Origin of the sequence: Fictibacillus sp. FJAT-27399 (assembly GCF_001510655.1) — a bacterium.
GTDB lineage: Bacteria > Bacillota > Bacilli > Bacillales > Fictibacillaceae > Fictibacillus_C > Fictibacillus_C marinisediminis.
In genome coordinates this window covers 512,012-535,892 of record NZ_LMVC01000001.1, presented here as the reverse complement: position 1 = coordinate 535,892, position 23,881 = coordinate 512,012, and the positions used below count along the sequence as shown (strand labels likewise).

Genomic DNA, 23,881 nt, shown 5'->3' with positions numbered 1-23,881 from the left:
CTTGAATTCATTATAGCTTATGTTCGAAAGCGAATACAAGATAAAGAAGGCAAGGCTTATATTTTTATCAGTCGATGTTTCACTTATGTACGGCGTGAAATGCGCTGGAACTCCCTATGTGATTGAAAATCAACAAAAAGACAAAAAAAAAACAAGCGGCACTCTGGCCGCTTGCTTACAATGAGGAATGCATGATACGGGATAACGATTCCCGCTGCTCCTGGTTCAATGGCAATAAAGGAAGACGAACGCTTCCGACATCGAGGCCCTTTAGCTGAAGAGCTGTTTTAACAGGAGCAGGGCTTGGCGCTTTGAACATCTCATCCATTATCGGGAGAAGCTTTCTATGAAGCTTTGCCGCTTCCTGCACATTGCCTTCTTTAAAAGCCGAAATCATTTCCTGCATTTCGTTTCCGATCACATGGGAAGCGACAGAAATGATTCCTGCCCCTCCAATGGAAAGCACAGGCAGTGTGATTCCGTCATCGCCGCTGTAAAGCAGGAATTCTTCAGATGTTTCTTCAATGATCCGGCTCATCTCACCCAAGTCGCCGCCAGCATCTTTTATGGCAACAACGTTTGGAATCTTTGAAAGCTCAATAACAGTATCAGCTGAAATACTAACGACCGTACGGCCTGGAACATTATAAACCAAAATCGGGAGGCTGGTTTCTGCTGCAATGGCTTTAAAATGGGCGATGATGCCATCCTGGCTCGGTTTATTATAATAAGGTGCCACGATCATAATGGCATCGACTCCGGCTTGTTCTGCCTTTTTTGTCAGATCGATGGACGCTTTTGTATTATTGCTTCCTGTACCTGCAATGACAGGTACCCTTTTATCAACAACTTTTACGACGTGCCTGAACAGGGCGATCTTTTCTTCAGTTGATAATGTCGGTGACTCCCCTGTTGTACCTGCCACAACGAGGCTTTCTGTTCCGTTCTGAATTAAATAATTGACCAGCTTTGTCGTTTTGCTGAAATCAATATTTCCTTTACTGTCGAACGGGGTAACCATGGCTGTACTAATATTTCCAAAATGCATCTCGATTCAGCTCCTTAAATCTTGCAATGTCCACTAAGTATCTTTTTTTTAATGATTTGGCGAGTTTAATCCCTTGGAATGGATTTTATCTAATTCAAATGCTCTATGCAAAGCATTTACCGCCTTAACCATATCATCCTGTCTGACGAGCACCCAAATGGTTGTATGCGAGTCGGCTGACTGCAGAATCTGAATGTTTTCATCTACCAGCGCTTCTACGATCTTAGCCGTAACGCCGGGAACCCCTGACATCCCCGCCCCTACTGCAGAAACTTTAGCGCAGCTCCTTGTGATCTCCGGAGAATAACCGAGATCGTTCAGGACTTTCTCCGCATGTTCAGCCATATTTTCCATTACAGTATACACTACACCTTTAGGGCTGATATTGAAAAAGTCTACTGAAATTTGTTCTTTGGCCATCGCTTTAAAGACCTTTGTATGGTGGTCATATTGTGAGTCTTTAGCTAATACTTTGATTTGCGTAACACCGGGAACATGCGCGATCCCGGTGATCACATGATCCTGAACATCCCGTCCTTCTGCTCCTTTTGATGTAGCTGAGGTGACTAGGGTACCCGGAAGATCCGAATACGTCGAGCGGATCCGTAATGGAACCTTTGCCTGCATAGCGATCTCCACCGCGCGAGGATGGATGACTTTTGCTCCCTGATAGGCCATGTTGCAAATTTCATTGTACGTGACAACAGAAAGAGGCACAGCTTCTTTTACAATCCGAGGATCAGCTGTCATTACTCCTTCAACATCAGTAAAAATATCAATATATTCAGCTCCGAGTGCAGCACCAAGCGCGGATGCGGATGTATCACTGCCTCCTCGTCCGAGCGTTGTTACATCACCTGAGGCAGATTCTCCTTGAAATCCAGCCACAACGACAGCATCATGTGAATCAAGCATGGACCGCAGCCTGTCACATTGCATATCTGTAATCCTTGCATTCTTATGTTCATCATTTGTCCTGAAGCCCGCCTGTGATCCTGTCAAGGCAGCAGAGGAGATTTCTTTTGTTTTTAAAAGGTTGGAAAATACAACAGAAGAGATGATTTCTCCACAAGAAAGAAGCAGATCATACTCTCTGCTTTCCACTTGGTGACCAGTAGCCCCTATCAGGCTTAGAAGTGTATCCGTTGCATACGGATCACCTGAACGCCCCATCGCCGATACGACACAGACGACCTTATATCCGTCAGCAACTGCCCTTTTGACATGTTCGGCCGCAAGTTCCCTGCCGGTATTGTCTTTTAAGGATGTGCCGCCAAATTTTTGTATAATTATCTTCATGAAGTTAGCACCTTCTTTGATTAGTTCAGCAATTCAAGCTTAATAAGGCTTTCTGCAATCTGCACTGAGTTCCAGGCTGCTCCTTTTAAGAGGTTGTCAGAAACAATCCACAGATGGAATGCGTTATTGCGGTCTAAGTCTCTTCTGATTCTTCCGACAAAAACGTCATTTTTGCCTACACAATGAGCAGGCATAGGATAGATTTGATTTTTAGGATCGTCTTGCAGCGTTATGCCTTCTGAGGAAGCCATCAGATCCTTGATCTCTTCGAGTGATGATACGTTTTCCCCTAATTCAACATAAACCGATTCAGAGTGGCCCGTCTCAACCGGGAGCCTGACACAAGTGGCAGCCACTTCTAGTTGAGGCATATGCATAATTTTTTTCGTTTCATTGATCATTTTCATTTCTTCAAAGGTATAGCCATTTTCCTGAAACTTATCAATCTGCGGCACAGCATTAAACGCGATCTGATAGTGCTTTTCATCACTGGCACACGGCAGAATTTCTGGAGTGAACTCTTTACCGTCCAGGATATCCTGTGATTGCGACTTTAATTCTTCAATCGCTTTTGCACCTGCTCCAGAAACTGCCTGATAAGTAGATACGATGACTTTGTTCAAGCCATACTTCTCATGAAGCGGCTTTAAAGCAACAACCATCTGGATGGTCGAACAGTTTGGATTGGCAATGATACCATTATGGTTGCGAATATCTTCTTCATTGACTTCCGGTACGACCAATGGAACATTCTCATCCATCCGGTATGCACTGGTATTGTCGATGACAACGGCTCCGCGTTTCACTGCTTCAGGAGCCAATGCTTTAGATATAGAGCCGCCTGCTGAAAACAAAGCGATGTCAACTCCTTCAAAGGCTTCCGGGAGCGCTTCTTGAATGATGACTTCTTTACCTTTATACACTGCTGTTTTGCCGGCAGACCTGCTGCTTGCAAGAAGTGATAGTTTTGCAATCGGAAAGTTTCTTTCTTCAAGCGTTTTAAGCATTTGTTGCCCAACGGCACCCGTGGCACCGACTACCGCTACATTAAATCCATTCTGAGTCATTTGACTGTATCTCCTTTTTTGTTTAATCCATAATCATTGTCATGACAGAAGGAGAAACACGAATGTTTCTCCTTCAAGTGAAACATCTTTGTTTCCCTCATTCTGATTTTAAGAGAGAATCATTTTAACAATACACATTTTATTTCACATTTTAACATACTTCCTGCTATTAGAAAGCTATTTTTAACGATTTGCTCAGCTATTCGTCCGCAGGACAGGCTGCAGCTGTTTTCCCTCTAGTGCTGCTTCAACCGTTTCTAGGAGGTAATCCATATGCGCGACGAGCGAATTTTGCTTGTGCACAGGGTCATCCTGGCCGAACGGTACAAAATAGATGTTCTTAGCCGCCATCAGCTTCATAATATTAACACCATTTAAACCGAGACCATCATTTGTAGAAATGCCGAGGACGACAGGAGATTGATTGCGCATCGTGGCTTTCGCTGCCATCAGAACCGGAGAATCGGTCATCGCATTGGCAAACTTGCTGATGGAATTGCCGGTCAAGGGAGCGATAATCATACAATCCAGCGGCGTGTTCGGACCGAAGGGCTCTGCTTTAACAATAGAATTCACGGGTTCGATTCCGGTAAGCTCTGTTATTTTTTGCAGCCATTCTTCACCCTCACCAAACCGGGTGTCTGTACTTTGAACCGTATAAGTAACAAAAGGAGTTACCTTCGCCCCTTCGTCAATCAGCCTCTTGATCTGAGGAAAAACCACCTCATACGTACAATGAGAACCAGTTAAGCCAAAACCGATATGTTTTCCATTGACTTTCATCAAGCTTTCCCCTTTCGATTAACCATTTCTACCTGCATTAATTGGGAAAGGACATTTCCAAGAATCTGTCCTGCCGTCTTAGGTGCAACAATACCCGGCAATCCAGGAGCAAGGAGGGCTTTTATGCCCCTTTTTTCGGCATATTTAAAATCTGTTCCGCCGGGCTTGGAAGCCAGATCTATAATCAGCGTATGGGTTGGCATTTTTGAGATAATATCTGACGTCACAATCTGAAAAGGTATCGTATTAATGCAAACATCCGTGTCGATTACTTCTTTTTTTAAATGATCGAGATGAAAAGGTATAAAACCCATTTCACTGATCCTTGCTATATGTTCCGGTTTTCTAGCCCCTACTTTTACTTTTGCTCCAAGAGCCGCAAACGCTCTTGCGACACTCATTCCGACTCTGCCGAAACCTAAGACAACCGTATTTGATTTATGAATGGTCGTGTCGGTGTTCTGAATCACCATCATAAGCGTGCCTTCCACTGTCGGAATACTGTTGTAGATGGCTACATCATCTCTTTCGAAGAGCTGAGTATGCCCCCGTCCGCTTTCTGCAATAATGCCATTCAGATAAGCATTCGTTATACCTGAATACACATGGCAATGCTTCGGGGTCTTCTTTAAATGTGCGGAAGTAAGTACAATACTTTTATTTGAGAAAATGGTATCAATTTCACCATTTGGACCTGTGCCATTGACCGGCAGTACGATACAATCCAGTCTGGAAAAATCAACTTCTCCAATATCCATTTTCGAGGCTCCGGTAAACCCGTGATCCAGCTGATCAAACCCAACCAGTACAAGGTTGGCGCCTTGTTCAGTCAGTTTGCGGATCACCTCCAGCTGTCTGGCATCACCGCCAAATATGGCAATTTGCAAGTCAGTTAACATGCTTCCTCCCCTTTCTCTGTTGCTCCGCAAAAACAGGGGAAATCCTTGTTCATGTTCGCAACACCATCATATGAACGCATTGCCCAGATGGTGACTCTACTCACTCGGATGCAACAGTATTCAAACCATTTATTATTCAGCCTTCATTCGCCATGCTTCTCATTTACCTCAACAGTATATTCAGAAATAAAAATTGGGATTGATTAGACAACCTAATGACAAGCCCGAATTTAAGAGATTCCTTTGGAAAACGACGTAAAAAAACCTGCAGCATATGCTGCAGGCCTATTATTGCAATCCTTTTGGGAGTTCACCTGTCGGGCTGACTAACGATGCGGAACATTCATTGCTGAAGATCCGATGAATCAATGTGTCCACGCTTTCTTTTGAAACAGCATCGATCAGCTGCACCATTTCATCAAGAGAACGGTGATAGTTTAAGATCAGTTCATTCTTGCCGTTCCTACTCATTCTGCTGTTCGTACTTTCGAGGCTGAGCATGAGGCTTCCTTTGATCTGTTCCTTCGAGTTCAATAGCTCTTTATCTGTTATACCTTTATCTTTAAGATCATCAACGATCATCAGGACTGTATTGTACAGCTCATCAAGCTGTGCCGGAGCGGTTCCTCCATAAATGGTAAACAGTCCATTGTCCCTGTATGCGGAGTGGTATGAAAAGACAGAATAAGCGAGGCCTCGCTGCTCACGGACTTCCTGGAATAGCCTGCTGCTCATGCTGGAACCGAAAATATTGTTCAAAACGATCAGCGAGAACGTATTCGGATCTTTCAAAGACAGACCCGGAAAGCCCAGGCACAGATGTGATTGTTCTGTTTCTTTTTTTCTTGCCAGCTTTTCACTATGGAAAAACGGTGCCTCGATGTTCGAATCGGCTGGAGTGCCGGAATAACCGCCGAACAAGTTTTCGACCTCTTTAATAAAACTTTCGTCAACGTTGCCTGCTACAGAGACCACAACGTTTTCCGGTGTATAGTAATCAGCCATATAATCGCGGAGCGTTTTACCATTAAATGTATTCAAGGTATTCTCTGTCCCGAGGATCGGATACCCTAGTGAATGCTGGTGAAAGCTCGCTCTGCTTAATAGGTCATGCACGATATCATCCGGAGTATCTTCATACATTTTTATCTCTTCAAGAACGACGTTTTTCTCTTTTAAAAGTTCCTGTTCGTCGAATGTAGAGTTGAAGAACATGTCAGACAGGACATTAAGAGCCCTGGGTGCATGGGTATCGAGAACTTTGGCATAGTAACATGTATATTCTTTTGATGTAAACGCATTGACTTGGCCGCCGATGCTGTCAAATGCTTCTGCGATCTCCCTCGCACTGCGGGTTGTTGTCCCCTTGAAGAACATATGCTCCAAAAAGTGGGAAACCCCATTGTTTTCGGGAACTTCAAACCGTGATCCGGTACCGATCCAAACACCGATGGCAACGGAACGTACGGTTGGAATCTTTTCCAAGACGACTCTCACACCGTTTGGACACGAATGTCTAATAATCAAACTTATTTCCTCCTAGCTGTATTCCATCTCGATCAACCGTTCTCATAGGAACAATATACCATTAACATAACCATCATACAACAATGTTATTTTACTGGAGGTTTGGTTATCATCCGCTGTTCATTCATCAGTTCTGATACGGTTCCGATCGAATAACCTTTGGCTTTAATGCCTCCTATTATCCGTTTCAGGCCATCTGCCGTGGAAGACGTCGGATGCATGAGCACCATTGCACCAGGGTGCACTTTTTTGACTACAGATTCCGCCATCCTGCCAGGATCCGGATTCCTCCAGTCAACAGTGTCTACGGTCCAAAGAATGGTTTTCATCTTCTGCTCTGCAGCGATCTTCACGACATCATCTCTGTAGCTTCCGCTAGGCGGAGCAAACCACTTCGGTATTCTTTTTTTTCCAAGCGTTGCCTCTATCACACGGTTTGTGCTCGAGAGCTCATCCCTGATTCGTTCATTGGTCATTTTCTTCAGATCCGGGTGGGTATACGCATGATTTCCGATCTCATGGCCTTCATCCAGGATCATTTTTGCTAGACTAGGGTTTTTCTTCACCCAGGATCCATCAAGAAAGAACGTAGAATGGACATGAGCTTCCTTCATCGTCTTCACCAGTTTTGGCAAGTATTCGTTACCCCAAGCCACATTGACCAGCAGGCTCACCATGGGCTTTTCAGGATTTCCCTTGTATATAGGGGATGGCGGCAGATCGTTCAGTTTTACTTTTGGAGGAATCTGCTTAAAAACGAGTTTCTTATCATCAATTGTTTTTAAACCTCTCATCTTTTTATAAGAAGCATCGACATCCAGTTCAACTCCGTTGTATCCCGGTACAGCCTTCCACACTCTGTCCACGGCTGCATTGATCGGCGGTTTGTTTACTTCACCGGCTTTTTTTTGCAGCTGCTCAAATAAACTGTTGTCCTGCATTTTAGACACCATTGTTGTCTGTGCTTTCATACTATCTAAATAGGTAGAGGTAAACGGGTTTTGCACCGTCCCGACAGTTACTCCAATTATTAGAATGAACATACTCACATGCAGCAGATTTCTTTTCATTGAACTCCCCTCCTGTAAAAAGGGTATGTCCAGCAATGGCTTGTTAGAACATCGCCAAATCGGTGAAAGCCATAAAAAAAAAAACCGGTTAAACCGGTTTTTTATTGCTCGCTGTTCTTTTGTTCTTGTTCTTTTTTCTGTTCTTTTAAAACGACTTTTCGGGAAAGGTTGACACGTCCCTGGTTATCAATCTCTGTAACCTTGACGCGGATCACATCGCCTAATTTCAAAACGTCTTCCACTTTTCCGATTCTTTCTTCTGCAAGTTCTGAAATATGAACCAGTCCATCTTTGCCAGCGAACAATTCAACGAAAGCACCGAACTTTTCAATTCGTTTTACTTTACCGTCATAGTACTCGCCGACTTGAACTTCACGGACCAGATCAGCAATAATTTTTTGTGCTTTCTCGTTCATGGTCTGATCAGCAGAAGCAATGAATACCGTACCATCTTGTTCGATATCTATTTTTACGCCGGTTTCTTCAATAATCTTATTAATGACTTTTCCGCTCGGCCCGATAACATCTCTGATCTTATCAGGATTGATTTTCATTGTAATAATCTTAGGTGCGTAAGCAGATAGCTCTTTTCTAGGCTGATTCAGTGTTTCCATCATGGAAGAAAGAATATGCAGACGGCCATCTTTTGCTTGCGTTAACGCCTGTTCCAAAATTTCACGGTTGATACCAGAGATCTTAATATCCATTTGCAGTGCCGTTACACCTTTTGACGTACCGGCAACTTTAAAGTCCATATCTCCCAGATGGTCTTCCATTCCCTGAATATCAGTAAGAACGGTCACATCTTCTCCGTCGCTGACCAATCCCATAGCGATTCCAGCTACCGGTGCTTTAATCGGAACACCTGCATCCATCATCGCCAGGGTGCTGGCACAGATGCTCGCTTGTGAAGTTGATCCATTGGATTCAAGGACTTCAGACACAAGACGAATTGTATATGGAAAGGATTCTTCAGAAGGAATGACAGCCTCAAGTGCACGTTCCCCAAGTGCTCCATGTCCGATTTCTCTTCGACCTGGGCCCCTCATAAAGCCTGTCTCGCCGACACTGAATGGAGGGAAGTTATATTGGTGCATGAAGCGTTTTGATTCTTCAACTCCCAATCCGTCAAGCACCTGAACATCACCAAGCGCTCCAAGTGTACATACACTTAATGCTTGAGTTTGTCCGCGGGTGAACAAACCGGATCCGTGCGTGCGTGCCAGAAGGCTGACATCTGAAGACAATGGGCGGATCTCGTTGCTCTTTCTGCCGTCCGGACGAATTTTTTCCTTGAGAATTAAGCGGCGGACTTCTCCTTTAATGAGAAGCTGAAGAACTTCTTTCGCTTCATCTACTTTTTCCTCGTCAGTTTCTTCGTAATGAGCGACAACTCTATTTTTCAATTCATCAAGAGCAGTCTGTCTTTCCTGTTTATCAAAAACACTGACAGCCGCTGTTAAATCTGCAGCAATAAAGCTGCGGACTTCATCAACCAATTCCTGATCGACCTGGTGAAGCTGTATTTCCATCTTTTCTTTCCCAAGTTCCTCTACAATCTTTTCTTGGAAAGCAATCAGCTTTTTAATTTCTTCATGTGCGAACATTATTGCTTCGAGCATCACTTCCTCAGGAACTTCTTTCGCTCCTGCTTCAACCATGTTGATGGCTTCTTTCGTACCTGCCACGATTAAGTTGATATCACTTTTTTCATTTTCTTCGATTGTTGGGTTCACAACAAATTGGCCGTTAATGCGTCCGATGGTCACACCTGCAATCGGTCCTTCAAAAGGAATGTTAGATATAGATAACGCGAGAGATGATCCGATCATCGCTGCCATTTCAGAAGAACAATTCTGATCCACGCTCATTACCGTGCTCACTACTTGAACTTCATTTCTGAAGCCGTCGGCAAACAGCGGACGGATTGGACGGTCAATGAGGCGGCTGGCTAGAATCGCTTTCTCACTAGGCCTTCCTTCACGTTTAATAAACCCTCCAGGAATCTTACCAACTGCATAAAGGCGTTCTTCGTAGTTGACAGTCAGCGGGAAAAAGCTTAAATTTTTAGGCTCTTTAGAAGCTACTGCTGTAGAAAGCACAGCTGTATCTCCGTAACGTACGAATACCGCTCCGTTAGCTTGCTTTGCAAGGTTTCCAATTTCGAATGACAGTTCTCTGCCTGCCCAGTCCATAGAAAAAATACGTTTCTCTTGTTCCATTTCTTTTGGTACTCCTCTCGACAATAAAACAAATAATTTATGTCTATATTATATCCTAAACACATCTTTCCTAAAAAGGAAAACTAGGCTTCTTCTTTCAGTATACAGCCAATCTATTATGTATGGGTTTTTTTACAGAAAAAAAGCGGGAAAATTTTCCCGCTTTTTCCGATTAACGACGTAATCCAAGCTTATTGATAAGCTCACGATAACGCGTAATATCTTTGTTACGAAGATATGTTAGCAAGTTACGGCGCTTACCTACCATTTTCAAAAGACCACGGCGTGAGTGGTGATCTTTCTTATGGGTACGTAAATGGTCATTAAGAGTGTTAATCTGCTCTGTAAGGATAGCGATCTGAACTTCCGGAGATCCTGTATCAAGATCATGAGTTTTGTACTCGCCAATAAGTTCATTTTTACGTTCTTGAGAAATTGCCATCCTGTTCACCTCCTTTGAAATATAAACCCCGGCAACCGAGCATGCGTCGGTGAAATCGCGATGCCAAGCAGCGGTTTTTTTAGTGTACAATGAAGTACAAATATTAGATTACCTCTTTTTTAAGGATATTGCAAGAGTAACCCTATTTTTCATAAAAAAAATCCAAGGCAGCCTGTTTGTCAGCAGCTATTTGCTTTACAAGACTGTCAACTGAGTCAAACTTTCTTTCATCACGGATCCGTGACAGCCATGAAACTTCAACCATTTTCCCATAAATGTTAGAAGAGAAATCAAACAGATGAACTTCAATCGACGCTTCACGGTCTTCATGGAAAGTCGGCTTCTTGCCAATGTTCGCCACTCCGTTATAAACCGTATCTCCGATCTTGACCTGCACAATATATACTCCATTCGCAGGAATGAGGAAATCTGCGCTGCTGCTGATGTTCGCAGTGGGAAATCCGATGGAAGTCCCCCTGCTCTCACCGTGGATTACCATACCTGTGATGGAATAAGGCCTGCCAAGATATTCAGGGATCTGATCAACCGTACCTTCCTTTAGAAGGTTTCGAATCAAGGTCGAACTTATTTTCTGGCCATTGATCTGCATTTTTCCAATGACTGTCTGTGAAAATTGGCCGTTGGCATACTCCGCCATCTTGGCCATATCTCCTTTTCCGAACTTTCCGTACGTATAATCGAAGCCCGCGACTACATGGCTAACGTTAAGGCCGATCAAGTATTCCTGTATGAACGTCAGCGGTGCGAGTGAAGCAAATTCTTCATTGAACTCCACCAGATAGAAGATGTCAATGCCCATATTACGAAGCAGGGCTTCTTTCTTCTCCAGAGGCGTTAAATAGGATACATGTGCTTCTTTCTTCCCTAAAACAACAGAGGGGTGCGGATGAAACGACATCACTGATGATACCGCCTTTTTCTCTTTGGCAATTTCAGCCGCAGTTCCGATCACTTTCTGATGTCCTTTATGAATACCGTCGAAATACCCTAAAGCCATGACTGTAGGGGGAAGTTCGTTCTTATTCAGCTGATGAGGATGTGACAGTGTAATTGTTTTCAAAAATCCACCTTCTAACTCTTTGCCTTACTCTACGGCTAAAATTTTTTCTGGTTTCATTAAATGAGGTTTATCGGGATGCTGTTTATAAATCGCAAGGCACAGCCCTTTTTCATTATAAACGGCAAACCTGTTATTTTGCACATCTTTTGCCATAGGCAGTACGGATCCGTGCTTGATCCTGCGTTCCATCTCTTCATCAGCGACGATGGACTCAAAGTGGCCTATCGCCTTTTCAATGGGCAGGAACAGCTCGGCGATCGTCCCGTTTTCTGCGGCTGTCTCTATTTCCTCAAAGGTATAGCAGTCCTTTAGCTGAAACGGACCTGAGGCTACTCGCACCAATTTGGACATATGTGCAGGATAGCCCAATTTTCTGCCCATATCTACCGCCAGGGTTCTTATATAGGTTCCTTTGCTGCATCTTACAAAAAACGAGAAGGCAGGGTAAGGTCCCGGAAATTGACGATCATGTGAGAGAAGCTTGAGTTCGTAAATGTTTGCTTCACGGACAGGACGCTCCACTTCGATCCCTTCACGAGCATATTGATAAAGCTTTTTACCATTAACTTTTACAGCAGAAAACATGGGAGGAACCTGCTGGATAATCCCCTTAAAAGACTGTAAGACTGTTTCAACCTGCTCAGCACTGATCTCTCCGGGAACTTCTTTTGTTTCAACGGTTTCTCCATAAGCATCTTCAGTAGCCGTTGCTTTGCCTATCGTAGCTTCCGCTTCGTATGCTTTCGGATAATCGGTCATATATTGGGCTATCTTTGTGCCTCTTCCGACACAGACCGGAAGAACCCCAGTCACCTCAGGGTCTAAGGTTCCTGTATGCCCTACTTTTTTTGTTTTTAAAATTTTTCTTAACTTTGCCACACAGTCATGAGATGTCATTCCTGCAGGCTTTAATAAAGGCAAAACGCCCTCTGGCTGGTGTGCCGGCATATCCTTACCACCTATCTGCATGAAAAAAGAAGAGACAGACAAACCACTGCCTGTCTATCTCTTTTTGTAATCACTATTCCTCATCAGAACCTTTTATATCAGTCAGCAATGTTTCAATTCTGCTTCCATATTCGATGGATTCATCGAATTTAAAAGAAATTTCCGGCGTTTTGCGCAATCGGATTCGTTTGCCGATCTCTGTTCGGATAAAACCTGATGCTTTTGCCAGACCACGAAGTGTCTGTTCTTTTTGTGCATCATCTCCAAACACGGAAATATAAACAGTTGCCTGCTGTAAATCTCCCGTTACTTCAACACCTGTTACAGTTACAAAGCCAATGCGGGGATCTTTTAGCTTCCGGCCAATAATATCGCCAAGTTCTTTCTTCATTTGTTCTCCAATGCGATTGGATCGGATTTTGCTCATTCTTCCACCCCGTTTCTATCTGTACATTATAACCACTCTATTGCAGTTGTTGTCACTTCTAGCTCAGGAATGCTGCTGATCAGCTTGATCGCTTTCTGAAGTTCCTGTTCTACAATTAGTTTGTCCTTAGAGATGGTTACAATTCCAAGTTCAGCTCTCTGCCATAAATCATGAAAGTCGGTCTCGGAGACAGCAAGATTAAATTGCTGCCTTAACCGAGTAACGATCTTTTTAACTACCGAGCGTTTATCCTTTAGTGAATGCGATTCATAGATGAAACATTCAACCGTCAGGAAACCAATCATGCCCGTTTAATTTCTTCCATGATGTACGCTTCGATGACATCTCCCTCTTTGATGTCATTGAACTTTTCTAAAGTTATTCCACATTCATACCCTGCACTAACTTCTTTTGCATCATCTTTGAAACGTTTTAACGCATCGATTTTACCTTCATAGATCACGACACCGTCACGGATGAGCCTAACAGTTGAATCACGTGTTATTTTTCCATCGGTAACGTAACAGCCTGCGATCGTTCCTACTTTAGAAACTTTAAAGGTTGTTCGGATCTCAACTTGGCCGATTACTTTTTCTGCAAACTCAGGATCAAGCATCCCTTTCATCGCAGATTCGATTTCTTCGATAACGTTGTAAATGATACGGTGAAGACGAACATCGACTTTCTCCGCTTCAGCTGTACGTTTGGCATTATTATCAGGGCGAACATTAAAACCGATGATGATCGCGTTAGAAGCAGAGGCTAAAATAATATCAGATTCAGTAATTGCACCCACTCCGGTATGAAGGATCTTAACCTTTACGCCTTCTACATCGATCTTTTGAAGGGAGCCGGCAAGCGCTTCTGCAGATCCTTGTACGTCCGCTTTAATGATCACGTTGATCTCTTTAATGTCGCCTTCTTTGATCTGGTTGAACAGATCTTCTAGATTTAGCTTCGATGATTCTTTACGCTGTGCTTCAACCTGTTTCTTGGAGCGAGCTTCACCAATCTGGCGAGCCTTTTTCTCCTCAACAAATACCATAAACTGGTCCCCGGCTTGAGGAACTTCGTTTAGGCCCGTGATTTCTACAGGAGTTGAAGGGCCTGCCACTTTTACACGGCGCCCAATATCGTTAACCATCGCTCTTACACGTCCGAATGTGTTTCCGACAACAATCGGGTCACCGACATTCAATGTTCCGTTTTGAACGAGAAGGGTAGCCACTGATCCGCGGCCTTTATCAAGCTGTGCTTCGATAACGGTACCTTGTGCGGCACGCTTCGGATTCGCTTTTAGCTCTTCTACTTCAGCAACAAGCTGGATCATTTCAATCAGGTCATCAATACCTTCACCTTTTAGCGCGGAAACATTGACGAAAATGGTATCGCCGCCCCAGTCTTCTGGAACAAGTGCATGCTCGGTTAATTCCTGCATGACGCGGTCAGGGTTCGCCGCCTCTTTATCCATTTTGTTAACAGCAACAATGATCGGAACTTGGGCAGCCTTCGCATGATTGATCGCTTCCACAGTCTGTGGCATAACACCATCATCAGCCGCAACGACAAGAATCGTGATGTCTGTAACCTGTGCTCCCCTTGCACGCATTGTAGTAAACGCGGCATGTCCAGGAGTATCAAGGAAAGTGATTTTCTTTCCTTTGTCTTCGATTTGATAAGCGCCGATATGCTGCGTGATGCCTCCAGCTTCACTTGCAGTTACTTTCGTATCACGAATAGAGTCTAACAGCGTTGTTTTACCATGGTCAACGTGCCCCATGATCGTTACAACTGGAGGACGGACTTGAAGATCTTCTTCTTTATCTGCGTTGTCAAAATTTTCGAATTCAGTTTCGTCGATGATGATCTCTTCTTCTACTTCAACGTTGTAGTCGCTCGCAATCAACTCGATAGTTTCTTTGTCAAGTTCCTGGTTAATTGTTGCCATAACACCTAGGAACATTAATTTTTTAATGATTTCAGATGGCTCTTTTGCCAATTTTTTAGCCAGTTCACTTACGGTCAGAGAACCTGAGAAGGTAATCTTCTCTGGAGTGACGGGTAATGGTTTTGGTTGTGGTGCAGGTGCAGATTTGCCTCGGTTGTTGTTATTCTTGTTGTTTCTGTTCTTATTATTATGATTGCTGTTATTATTTTTGTTTCCAGGCTTGAAGTTGCTGCCGCCTTTTTGTCCTGGCTTGGCATTCTGGCTGTTGTTCCCGCTTTTCGGGGCTGGCTTGCTGTTCTGGCTATTGTTTCCGCTCTTTGGAGCCGGTTTGTTGTTTTGGCTGCTGTTTGGCTTTTTAGGTGTTTCGTCTTTTTTTATTTTCATAGTATTCTCTTTTTTACTTTCATTTTTATTTTCTACCTTGTTCACATTGGATGTATTCTTTTTCTGTTCTATTTTATGTTTCTCCTCTGTCATCTTATTTTTGGGCTGATATGCATCGTTTAATTTACGGATCGCGTCTTCATCAATCATTGACATATGATTGGATACATCGACGTTCATCGTTTTTAATTTATCAATGATATCCTTGCTTTGAACATTTTGTTTTTTTGCATATTCATACACACGCATCTTACTCATATGTTCACCCCCGATTGGTTTAATCAAGTAAAGCAGTTAACTTTTTCGTAAAACCAACATCTGTCACGGCAACCACTACCCGCTGGTCTTTGCCGATAGCACTGCCGAGACTATAGCGGTCATCTACCCATCTTACTTCTACTTTATAGTAAGCGCATTTATCGGTAACTTTCTTCCTTGTGTTTGCCGATGCATCCTGTGAGAGGATAACAAGCTTTGCGTTCTGCCGCTGTACAGCTTTAACAACAAGCTCCTCTCCGGAAATGCATTTACCTGCCCGGTTTGCCAACCCCAGCAGTGAAGCCCATTTAGATGCAGTCAAATTAGAGGACTCCTTTTTCGAGTTCTGAAAACACATCATCCGTAACAGGAGCTTTCAGTTGATTGCTCAAGCTTCCTTTTTTTTTCGCAAGTGCAAAACAGGACGCCTGGTTGCATAAATACGCGCCTCTGCCCGATTTCTTTCCGGTTCGATCAACGAAAACTTCGCCTTCAGGAGAACGGACCACACGCACTAACTCTTTCTTGGGTTTCATTTCCTGGCAAGCCACGCATTTACGCATAGGAATTTTACGGGTTTTCATCCAGTCCCACCCCCATCTTCATTAAAACTATTCTTCGGAAACTTCGAAATTCCCCTCTGCTTCTTCAGAGTTATAAAGCCCTGATTCTTCAGCATCAGACTGGCTTTTAATATCAATCTTCCAGCCCGTCAATTTCGCTGCAAGCCTCGCATTTTGTCCACGCTTGCCGATTGCAAGAGACAGCTGATAATCAGGAACGATGACAGTTGTCATCTTTTCTTCTTCATTGACAAGCACTTCAAGCACCTTTGCGGGGCTTAGAGCATTTGCCACATAAACGACCGGATCTTCAGACCAGCGGACGATGTCGATCTTTTCACCATTAAGCTCATTTACGATAGTTTGGACACGGCCGCCTTTTTGTCCAACACATGAACCCACTGGATCCACTTCGGGGTCAGCAGCATGGACGGCAATCTTGGAACGGTCTCCTGCTTCCCTCGCAATGGATTTCACTTCTACTGTTCCATCATAGATTTCAGGAACCTCAAGTTCAAATAGGCGCTTCAGCAATCCCGGATGTGTTCTTGAAACAAGGATCTGCGGCCCTTTCGTTGTTTTTTCAACTTTTGTAATAAAAACTTTAATTCGGTCATTCGTAGTGTGTTTTTCACCCGGCATCTGTTCTGTTGCAGGAAGCAATGCTTCAACTCGGCCAAGGTTCACATAGATGTATCGGTGGTCTTGTCTTTGAACCACTCCTGTAATGATATCTTCCTCGCGGTCGATGAATTCAGAGAAAATAATGCCGCGTTCAGCTTCGCGGACTCTCTGGGTAACAACCTGTTTTGCCGTCTGTGCAGCAATTCTTCCAAAATCACGCGGAGTGACTTCCAGCTCCACAATATCTTCAAGCTCATACTGCGGATTAATCTTTTGAGCTTCTTCAACTGAAAGTTCCTGCCTTGGATCCGTTACTTCTTCAACAACGTTCTTTCGGGCAAAAACCCTGATGCTTCCAGTCGTTGTATTAAAATCAACTCTTACATTCTGTGCTTGGTGAAAGTTTCTTTTATAAGCTGAAATCAGTGCAGCTTCGATCGCTTCAATTAATATATCCTTGCTGATTCCTTTTTCTTTCTCCAAAAACGTCAGTGCATCTAATAGCTCGCTACTCATCCATCTTCTCCCCTTTATTAATTGAACACAACCGCAAGTCTGGCACTTGCTATCTTGTTATATGGCAGTTCTACCTCGGTATTCCGGGTTTTAACTTTTACCTGCAGTTTTATAGTTTCTCCGTCAAATCCTAGCAGTTTGCCCTCAAACTCCTTTACACCATCAACCTGCTCATACATTTTAATGTGGACATTTTTCCCTATCGCTTTTGCAATGTCTTCCGGTTTTTTCAAAGGCCGTTCAACGCCGGGTGAAGAAACTTCCAAAAAGTATGCCTGTTCAATCGGATCAGAAGCGTCCAGCTTTTCGCTGAGCCGTTCACTTACCGTCCCGCAATCCTCAATGTCTACACCTGTTTCATTATCAATAAATACGCGAAGGAACCAGTTTTTTCCTTCTTTTACAAACTCGATATCTACCAGCTCAAGGTTCAACTCATCAAGTATCGGCACCACAAGCTCTTCGGTAGTTTCAGTGATTTTCTTACTCATTAGAATCCTCCCTTCTACCAAAAAAATCCTTTTCCAAAACGAAACGAAAGAGTGGGTTTCCCCACTCTTTTCCCGAAAGGTATTCATAAGTATTTCCAAATTTACTATATCATAATCTAAGGGTTTATGCAACTTGCCTTACCATCAGCGCTATGCTCATTTTAGAAGAGAGAGAGCTGGTTGGCTTCAGGCATGCCTGCAAGACAGCCTTGTTCATCCAGATAGTCGATGATCGTTTTAGATAGGCGAGCCCTCTGCTGAAGATCCTCTTTCGAGAGGAACTCACCGTCTTCGCGCGACTTCACGATATTGAGAGCCGCATTGGTACCAAGGCCGGCAATGGAGTTGAACGGCGGGATAAGCTGGTTTCCTTCCACCAAAAACTCGGTTGCGCTTGAGCGGTAAAGATCCACTTTTCCAAAAGAGAATCCTCGTTCGCACATTTCCAACGCCAGTTCGAGAACTGTCTGCAAGTTCTTTTCCTTTGTAGAGGCATCCAGCCCTTTAGAAGAGATCTCTTCAATTTTAGCTTTGATGGCGCTTGAGCCTCTTACCATGGCGGTGATGTCAAAATCGTCGGCACGGACCGTAAAATAAGCAGCATAGAAAAGAATGGGATAATGCACTTTAAAGTAAGCGATTCTAACAGCCATCATAACATAGGCTGCAGCATGGGCTTTCGGGAACATATACTTGATCTTCAAGCATGAACCTATATACCAGTCCGGCACATCATTCTTTTTCATCTCTTCTACCCATTCAGGGATGAGTCCTTTTCCTTTACGGACGCTCTCCATGATCTTAAAGGCGAGTGAAGGATCAAGGCCTTTATAGATCAGATACACCATGATATCGTCACGGCAGCCGATTACGTCTTTCAGTTCGCACGTTCCATCAGCGATAAGCTCATTGGCATTATTGAGCCATACATCCGTTCCGTGAGAGAGGCCGGAGATCTGCACAAGCTCTGAGAACGTGCTCGGCTTCGTCTCTTCAAGCATCTGCCGGACGAACTTTGTCCCAAATTCCGGGATCCCTAGAGTACCGGTCTTACATAGAATCTGATCTTCTGTTACACCGAGTACTTCAGGCCCGGAAAATATTTTCATAACTTCCTGGTCAGATGCTGGAATCGTCTTCGGATCAATGCCGCTTAAATCCTGGAGCATCCGGATGACGGTCGGATCATCGTGTCCCAGTATATCGAGTTTCAAAAGGTTGTCATGGATGGAATGGAAGTCAAAATGCGTCGTCTTCCACTCGGAGTTCTTATCATCAGCAGGAAACTGGATCGGACAGAAGTCATAGATATCCATGTAATCCGGAACAACGATTATTCCGCCAGGATGCTGGCCGGTCGTCCGTTTTACACCGGTACAGCCAGAAACCAGCCTGTCCACTTCTGCAGAACGGAGATTGATGTTATGGTCAGATGCGTATCCTTTTACATAGCCATACGCTGTTTTCTCAGCAACTGTGCCAATTGTCCCCGCTCGATATACATACTCTTCTCCAAAAAGTTCCTTCGTATAATTATGGGCTCGCGGCTGGTATTCACCTGAAAAGTTTAGATCGATATCTGGTACCTTATCCCCTTTGAAGCCAAGGAACGTTTCAAATGGAATATCCTGCCCGTCTTTTCTGTAGAGCACAAGGCATTGCGGGCATTCTTTGTCGGGAAGGTCGAAACCTGATCCGACAGAACCATCATCAAAAAAGATCGATTCCTTACATTCCGGACAAACATAATGTGGCGGAAGGGGATTAACTTCCGTAATTTCTGTCATCGTCGCCACAAAGGATGACCCGACTGACCCCCTCGAACCAACAAGATATCCGTCAATCAGTGATTTTTTAACGAGCTTATGAGAAATGAGATAGATAACAGCGAACCCATGCCCAATGATGCTGTTCAGTTCTTTTTCCAGCCGTTTTTCCACGATTTCAGGCAGTTTCTCGCCATAGATGCTGCGAGCCATCGAATAACTCATGTTCCGCACGTCATCTTCAGCACCAGGAATTTTTGGCGTGTACAAGTCATCAGGTATCGGCTTGATCTCTTCGATCTGGGCGGCAACTTTTTGGGTATTCGCTACAACAACCTCAAACGCCTTCTCTTCTCCCAGGAACGAGAAACAATCGAGCATTTCGTCTGTTGTCCGAAAATGGACTTCAGGCAAGCTTTGCCTATTAAGCGGGTTTGCCCCACCCTGGCTTGAAATAAGAATTTTTCGGTAGATGGCATCATTTTGTTCCAGATAATGGACATTTCCTGCAGCAACTACAGGCTTTCCAAGCTTTTCACCAAGTTTGACGATATTCCCGATAATCTCCCTTAACGCCAGCTCATCCTGTATCAGCTCTCGTTCGATCAGATGATAGTAGTTGGATGGAGGCTGGATCTCAAGATAATCATAAAACTTTGCGATTTCTTCCACTTCTGCCGGAGCTTTCTGCATCATGCCCTCGAAGACTTCTCCCTTGTCACAGCCTGAACCGATAAGCAGTCCTTCCCGGTATTTCGCCAGACGTGAGCGAGGAATCCTTGGTGTTCTGTAAAAATAATTCAAATGAGACTCAGATACGAGCTGGTATAAATTTTTCAATCCCTGCTGGGTTTGGGCGAACAGAATACAATGAGAAGGCCGGCTCCTCATATAGCCACCCTGCCCCATGTTTTCATTCAGCTGGTCATGAAACTCTATCCCTTTTTGGAATGATTCCTTTAATAGTTTCCATAATAGATACCCGGTAGCTTCTGCATCGTAAATGGCCCTGTGGTGCTGGGTCAGTTCAATATCAAACTTTTTACAAAGTGTGTTCAGTCTGTGATTTTTCAGTTCGGGCAGAATAAAACGCGCAAGTTCCAAGGTATCGATGACCGGATTACGAGCCTCCTGGATTCCGATTTTACGAAATCCTTCGTTCAAGAATCCCATGTCGAAGCTGGCATTGTGAGCTACAAGAATATCATTGCCCATGAACGTTTCAAAACGCTTTAAAACTTCCTCAATCTCTGGAGCGTCTCTCACCATATCGTCGGTGATTCCCGTCAGATTGATCGTAGTGTCTGAAAGCGGCTCATGCGGATTCGCAAACGACTCAAACCGATCAATAATCTCCCCGTTTAGCACCTTAACGGCAGCAAGCTCAATGATCTTATTGTAAACGGCCGATAAACCTGTCGTCTCTACGTCAAAAACGATATAGGGCTCATCGGCGAGTTTACGATGCTGCTCATTGTATGCGATCGGCACTCCGTCATCCACTAGATTTGCTTCCACACCATACAGGACTTTAATTCCATTCTTCTTCCCGGCAGAGTAAGCCTCCGGAAAGGATTGAACGCCAGCATGGTCGGTTATCGCTACTGCTTCATGGCCCCATTTGCTCGCTTGGCCGATCAGCCTGGATGCCGATGTTACGGCGTCCATCTGGCTCATTGGGGTATGAAGATGAAGTTCTACCCTTTTCTTTCCTTCTTCAGCAAAATCTTTCCTTGTTTCAGGTTTGATCTCGTTGATGTCGTTAGCGATCATTACTAGATCACGAACGAACGTATCATTTTGGATTCCGCCCCGGACCTTCACCCAGATTCCTTTTTTAACAGCTTGTAAAATCGGTATATCCTCTTTATCTCTTGAGAAGATCTTCACCATGATTGAATCGGTGTAATCTGTAATCTTAAACGTAAGCAGCGTTCGGCCGCTTCTAAGTTCCCGTGTCTCCGCATCAAAAACGAATCCCTGCAGAGTAACCTTCCGTTCTTCATCTTGAATCGTTTCAATGGAAACAGGGTCATCCGGAATCTTGTAACCTATCATGATCTCTGATGGAGCAGAAGAAGCATCTCGTTTATCTGCTTTCTCCTTCTCAATAAGCGCAGCGAGCACTTTATCTGCGTCTTCCTGCTTTTTCTGATCAACGAACTTTTGAAATTCCTCTTCACTGTGTTTTACTTCGATCTCGAGAGACACCGATTCCATACCGAACGAGCGGTAGACTTCTGTCATCGCTGAAGAAAGCTTTCTTTTGATGAGCAATCCTTCAGCCTCGTTTCTTACCGTAACTTTTATTTTGTTCCCCGTCACTTCTGGTGTCTGCCCTAAGAGGCCAGGTATAAGAGAGCTCGCTGTTGTTTTAAGCTTCTCACAGCATATCTCCCAATATTGGCTCAATAATGCTTCTTCGCAGTCTTTCGTTTCGCAGCGGACGGAAAACGATACTTTTGCAATATGTTCAAACGCCTGAGTTAATTTCGCGGTAAAAAACGTATAAACATTGGCAGACATTGGCTTAGGCAATGAAAAATAAAAATGCCAGCTTCTGTCGTTCTTATCGATGGCGAGCTTTTGAACGCTGCCTTCGCCAAGGTGCTGGCGCAGTTCGTCCGGGATGCCAATCTGGTCCAACAGCAGAGCGAAGCGTTCTTTTCTTACCTGATCGTCACTGTTCATGATGCCCTCCTTCCATAAATAAGAGGATGACTTAGGTTGGAAAGCCCAATTCCCCAAAGAATTCCTTCGGGTGTCAGGCACATAAGTCATCCCCTGGATGCTAGCGCGCTAGTATTTCGCGGCGGCTTTTAACGGCCTCCACTAGTTCTGAAACATGTATCTCGGCAACTTCACCGGTTTTTCTGATTTTCAATTCCACAATTCCTTCGCCTGCTTTTTTTCCTGCAGTAATGCGGATTGGAATTCCGATTAGATCAGCATCGGCGAATTTGACACCTGCACGCTCTTTTCGGTCATCATAAAGACAATCATAACCTGCATCCTTTAACTCATCATACAGTTTTTCGCTGAGACTTGCCTGAATGTCGTCCTTGCTGTTGGCCGCAATGAGATGCACATCAAACGGAGCAAGTGAAACTGGCCAGATGAGCCCTCTTTCATCGTTGTTCTCTTCCGCTACAGCAGCAAGTGTACGTGAAACCCCAATCCCATAGCAGCCCATTGTCATGATCTGATTTTTTCCGTTCTCATCAAGAAATGCTGCGTTTAATGGTTCACTATAGACTTGTCCGAGCTTGAAGACATGCCCCACTTCAATTCCTTTTGCGAACCGGATCGTTCCATTTCCGTCCGGTGAAGCATCACCTTCCTGGATGAAACGGAGATCAGCATATTGAGAAACACTGAAATCTTTACCCGGATTCACATTTTTATAGTGATAGCCTTCTTCATTAGCACCAATGACGGCATTCACCATATACTCAACTGCTTCATCTGCGATGACCTTCACATTCTCAGGTGCTGAAACAGGGCCGATATTGCCCGGCTTGCAGCCCATCATAGCTTCTGTCTGCTCAGCAGCTGCCAGTTCCACTTGTTCTGCACCAAGCGTATTTTTAACCTTGATATCATTTACCTCATGATCTCCGCGGACGAGAACGAGTACAGGTTCATCGTCTGCCATAAACAGAACAGATTTGATGATTTGACCTGATTCTACATTTAAATAGGCAGCCACTTCTTCAATGGTTTTTGCATTATCGGTTTGAATTTTTTTCGATTCTTTTTTTGCTTCATCAGATGTTTCATAAACCGCGCTGACAGGAGCCATTTCAATGTTCGCTGCAAAATCGGATTCGGTAGAATAAGCAATCAAGTCTTCACCAATCTCAGAAAGTACCATAAATTCATGATTGTCTTTTCCGCCAATCGCTCCTGAATCTGCAAGGACCGCTCTAAAGTTTAAGCCACATCGGCTGAAAATAGCTTTATAAGCTTCTTTCATTCCTTCATAGGTATCATCCAGGCTTTCCTTATCAGCATGGAAAGAATAGGCATCTTTCATGATGAACTCGCGGCCTCTAAGAAGCCCGAAACGAGGACGTTTTTCATCTCTGTATTTTGTTTGGATCTGAAAAAGATTAAGTGGCAGCTTTTTATAAGACTTTACTTCATCGCGAATCAGGCTCGTGATGACTTCCTCATGGGTTGGACCAAGCGCAAATTCACGCCCGTGACGGTCTTTTAAACGCATGAGTTCCGGGCCATAGGAATACCATCTTCCTGATTCCTGCCATAGTTCAGCAAGCTGAAGCGCCGGCATGCCAAGCTCATTGGAGCCTGCATTCTCCATTTCTTCGCGAATGATTGCTTCTACTTTATGAAGTACCTTTTTCCCTAAAGGCAAAAACGAATAGATTCCAGCTGCATTCTGACGGATAAAACCCGCTCTGAGCAGCAGCTGATGGCTGACAACATCGGCATCTGCCGGAACTTCTCTTAATGTTGGTGCGAACAACCTGCTTTGCTTCATCTCTCCACCTCAAC

20 protein-coding genes are annotated in these 23,881 nt (G+C 44.1%); all 20 read right to left on the bottom strand.

Translation table 11 applies throughout. The annotated features are described in order from the left end of the window. Nucleotides 1-175 precede the first annotated feature (175 nt). The gene (gene dapA / locus AR335_RS02770; RefSeq protein WP_053354444.1) at nt 176-1,048 is read right to left on the bottom strand and encodes a 4-hydroxy-tetrahydrodipicolinate synthase; all 873 of its coding nucleotides are present in this window, start codon (nt 1,046-1,048) and stop codon (nt 176-178) included. Nucleotides 1,049-1,096: 48 nt separating this feature from the next. Then, a complete protein-coding gene (dapG, locus tag AR335_RS02765; RefSeq protein WP_062231818.1) occupies nt 1,097-2,347 on the bottom strand; it encodes an aspartate kinase in 1,251 nt (416 codons plus the stop codon). Nucleotides 2,348-2,367: 20 nt separating this feature from the next. Beyond that, nucleotides 2,368-3,414 (bottom strand): aspartate-semialdehyde dehydrogenase, encoded by a 1,047-nt coding sequence (gene asd, locus AR335_RS02760; RefSeq protein ID WP_062231816.1) that lies wholly within the window; start codon nt 3,412-3,414, stop codon nt 2,368-2,370. 195 nt (nt 3,415-3,609) lie between these two features. After that, a complete protein-coding gene (gene dpaB, locus AR335_RS02755; RefSeq protein WP_062231814.1) occupies nt 3,610-4,197 on the bottom strand; it encodes a dipicolinate synthase subunit B in 588 nt (195 codons plus the stop codon). Then, nucleotides 4,197-5,096 (bottom strand): dipicolinic acid synthetase subunit A, encoded by a 900-nt coding sequence (gene dpaA, locus AR335_RS02750; protein ID WP_053354448.1) that lies wholly within the window; start codon nt 5,094-5,096, stop codon nt 4,197-4,199. The genes dpaB and dpaA overlap by 1 nt, the downstream gene beginning before the upstream one ends. A 288-nt stretch (nt 5,097-5,384) precedes the next feature. Next, nucleotides 5,385-6,623, bottom strand: coding sequence for a M16 family metallopeptidase (locus AR335_RS02745; RefSeq protein ID WP_062231812.1), 1,239 nt, complete (start codon nt 6,621-6,623; stop codon nt 5,385-5,387). A gap of 86 nt (nt 6,624-6,709) precedes the next feature. Then, a complete protein-coding gene (locus tag AR335_RS02740; protein ID WP_062231810.1) occupies nt 6,710-7,693 on the bottom strand; it encodes a polysaccharide deacetylase family protein in 984 nt (327 codons plus the stop codon). Nucleotides 7,694-7,794: 101 nt separating this feature from the next. Next, a complete protein-coding gene (gene pnp / locus AR335_RS02735) occupies nt 7,795-9,915 on the bottom strand; it encodes a polyribonucleotide nucleotidyltransferase (protein ID WP_062231808.1) in 2,121 nt (706 codons plus the stop codon). A 172-nt stretch (nt 9,916-10,087) separates the two neighbouring features. Continuing rightward, nucleotides 10,088-10,357 carry a 30S ribosomal protein S15 gene (gene rpsO, locus AR335_RS02730; RefSeq protein WP_053354452.1) on the bottom strand — a complete coding sequence of 90 codons (270 nt, stop codon included), beginning with the start codon at nt 10,355-10,357 and terminating at the stop codon, nt 10,088-10,090. Between the two features lie 142 nt (nt 10,358-10,499). Next, nucleotides 10,500-11,438 carry a bifunctional riboflavin kinase/FAD synthetase gene (ribF, locus tag AR335_RS02725; protein WP_062231806.1) on the bottom strand — a complete coding sequence of 313 codons (939 nt, stop codon included), beginning with the start codon at nt 11,436-11,438 and terminating at the stop codon, nt 10,500-10,502. A 24-nt stretch (nt 11,439-11,462) separates the two neighbouring features. Beyond that, complete coding sequence (truB, locus tag AR335_RS02720; protein ID WP_062231804.1) at nt 11,463-12,386, bottom strand: tRNA pseudouridine(55) synthase TruB; 924 nt, start codon at nt 12,384-12,386, stop codon at nt 11,463-11,465. Nucleotides 12,387-12,459: 73 nt separating this feature from the next. After that, nucleotides 12,460-12,813: a 30S ribosome-binding factor RbfA gene (gene rbfA, locus AR335_RS02715; protein ID WP_053354455.1), complete on the bottom strand. Its 354-nt coding sequence runs from the start codon at nt 12,811-12,813 to the stop codon at nt 12,460-12,462. Between the two features lie 26 nt (nt 12,814-12,839). Next, a complete protein-coding gene (locus AR335_RS02710; protein ID WP_053354456.1) occupies nt 12,840-13,118 on the bottom strand; it encodes a DUF503 domain-containing protein in 279 nt (92 codons plus the stop codon). Then, nucleotides 13,115-15,403 carry a translation initiation factor IF-2 gene (gene infB, locus AR335_RS02705; protein WP_062231802.1) on the bottom strand — a complete coding sequence of 763 codons (2,289 nt, stop codon included), beginning with the start codon at nt 15,401-15,403 and terminating at the stop codon, nt 13,115-13,117. Before infB ends, AR335_RS02710 begins: the two co-directional genes overlap by 4 nt. A 19-nt stretch (nt 15,404-15,422) precedes the next feature. After that, nucleotides 15,423-15,725, bottom strand: a complete 303-nt coding sequence (locus AR335_RS02700) for a YlxQ family RNA-binding protein (RefSeq protein WP_369795759.1) — start codon at nt 15,723-15,725, stop codon at nt 15,423-15,425. A 1-nt stretch (nt 15,726) separates the two neighbouring features. Continuing rightward, a complete protein-coding gene (gene rnpM / locus AR335_RS02695) occupies nt 15,727-15,987 on the bottom strand; it encodes an RNase P modulator RnpM (protein WP_062231800.1) in 261 nt (86 codons plus the stop codon). 27 nt (nt 15,988-16,014) lie between these two features. Then, complete coding sequence (gene nusA / locus AR335_RS02690) at nt 16,015-17,106, bottom strand: transcription termination factor NusA (RefSeq protein WP_062231798.1); 1,092 nt, start codon at nt 17,104-17,106, stop codon at nt 16,015-16,017. Between the two features lie 17 nt (nt 17,107-17,123). Then, nucleotides 17,124-17,597, bottom strand: a complete 474-nt coding sequence (rimP, locus tag AR335_RS02685; protein ID WP_053354460.1) for a ribosome maturation factor RimP — start codon at nt 17,595-17,597, stop codon at nt 17,124-17,126. Between the two features lie 161 nt (nt 17,598-17,758). Then, nucleotides 17,759-22,054: a PolC-type DNA polymerase III gene (locus AR335_RS02680; RefSeq protein WP_062231796.1), complete on the bottom strand. Its 4,296-nt coding sequence runs from the start codon at nt 22,052-22,054 to the stop codon at nt 17,759-17,761. Nucleotides 22,055-22,154: 100 nt separating this feature from the next. Next, the gene (locus tag AR335_RS02675) at nt 22,155-23,867 is read right to left on the bottom strand and encodes a proline--tRNA ligase (protein ID WP_062231794.1); all 1,713 of its coding nucleotides are present in this window, start codon (nt 23,865-23,867) and stop codon (nt 22,155-22,157) included. Between the last annotated feature and the right edge of the window lie 14 nt (nt 23,868-23,881).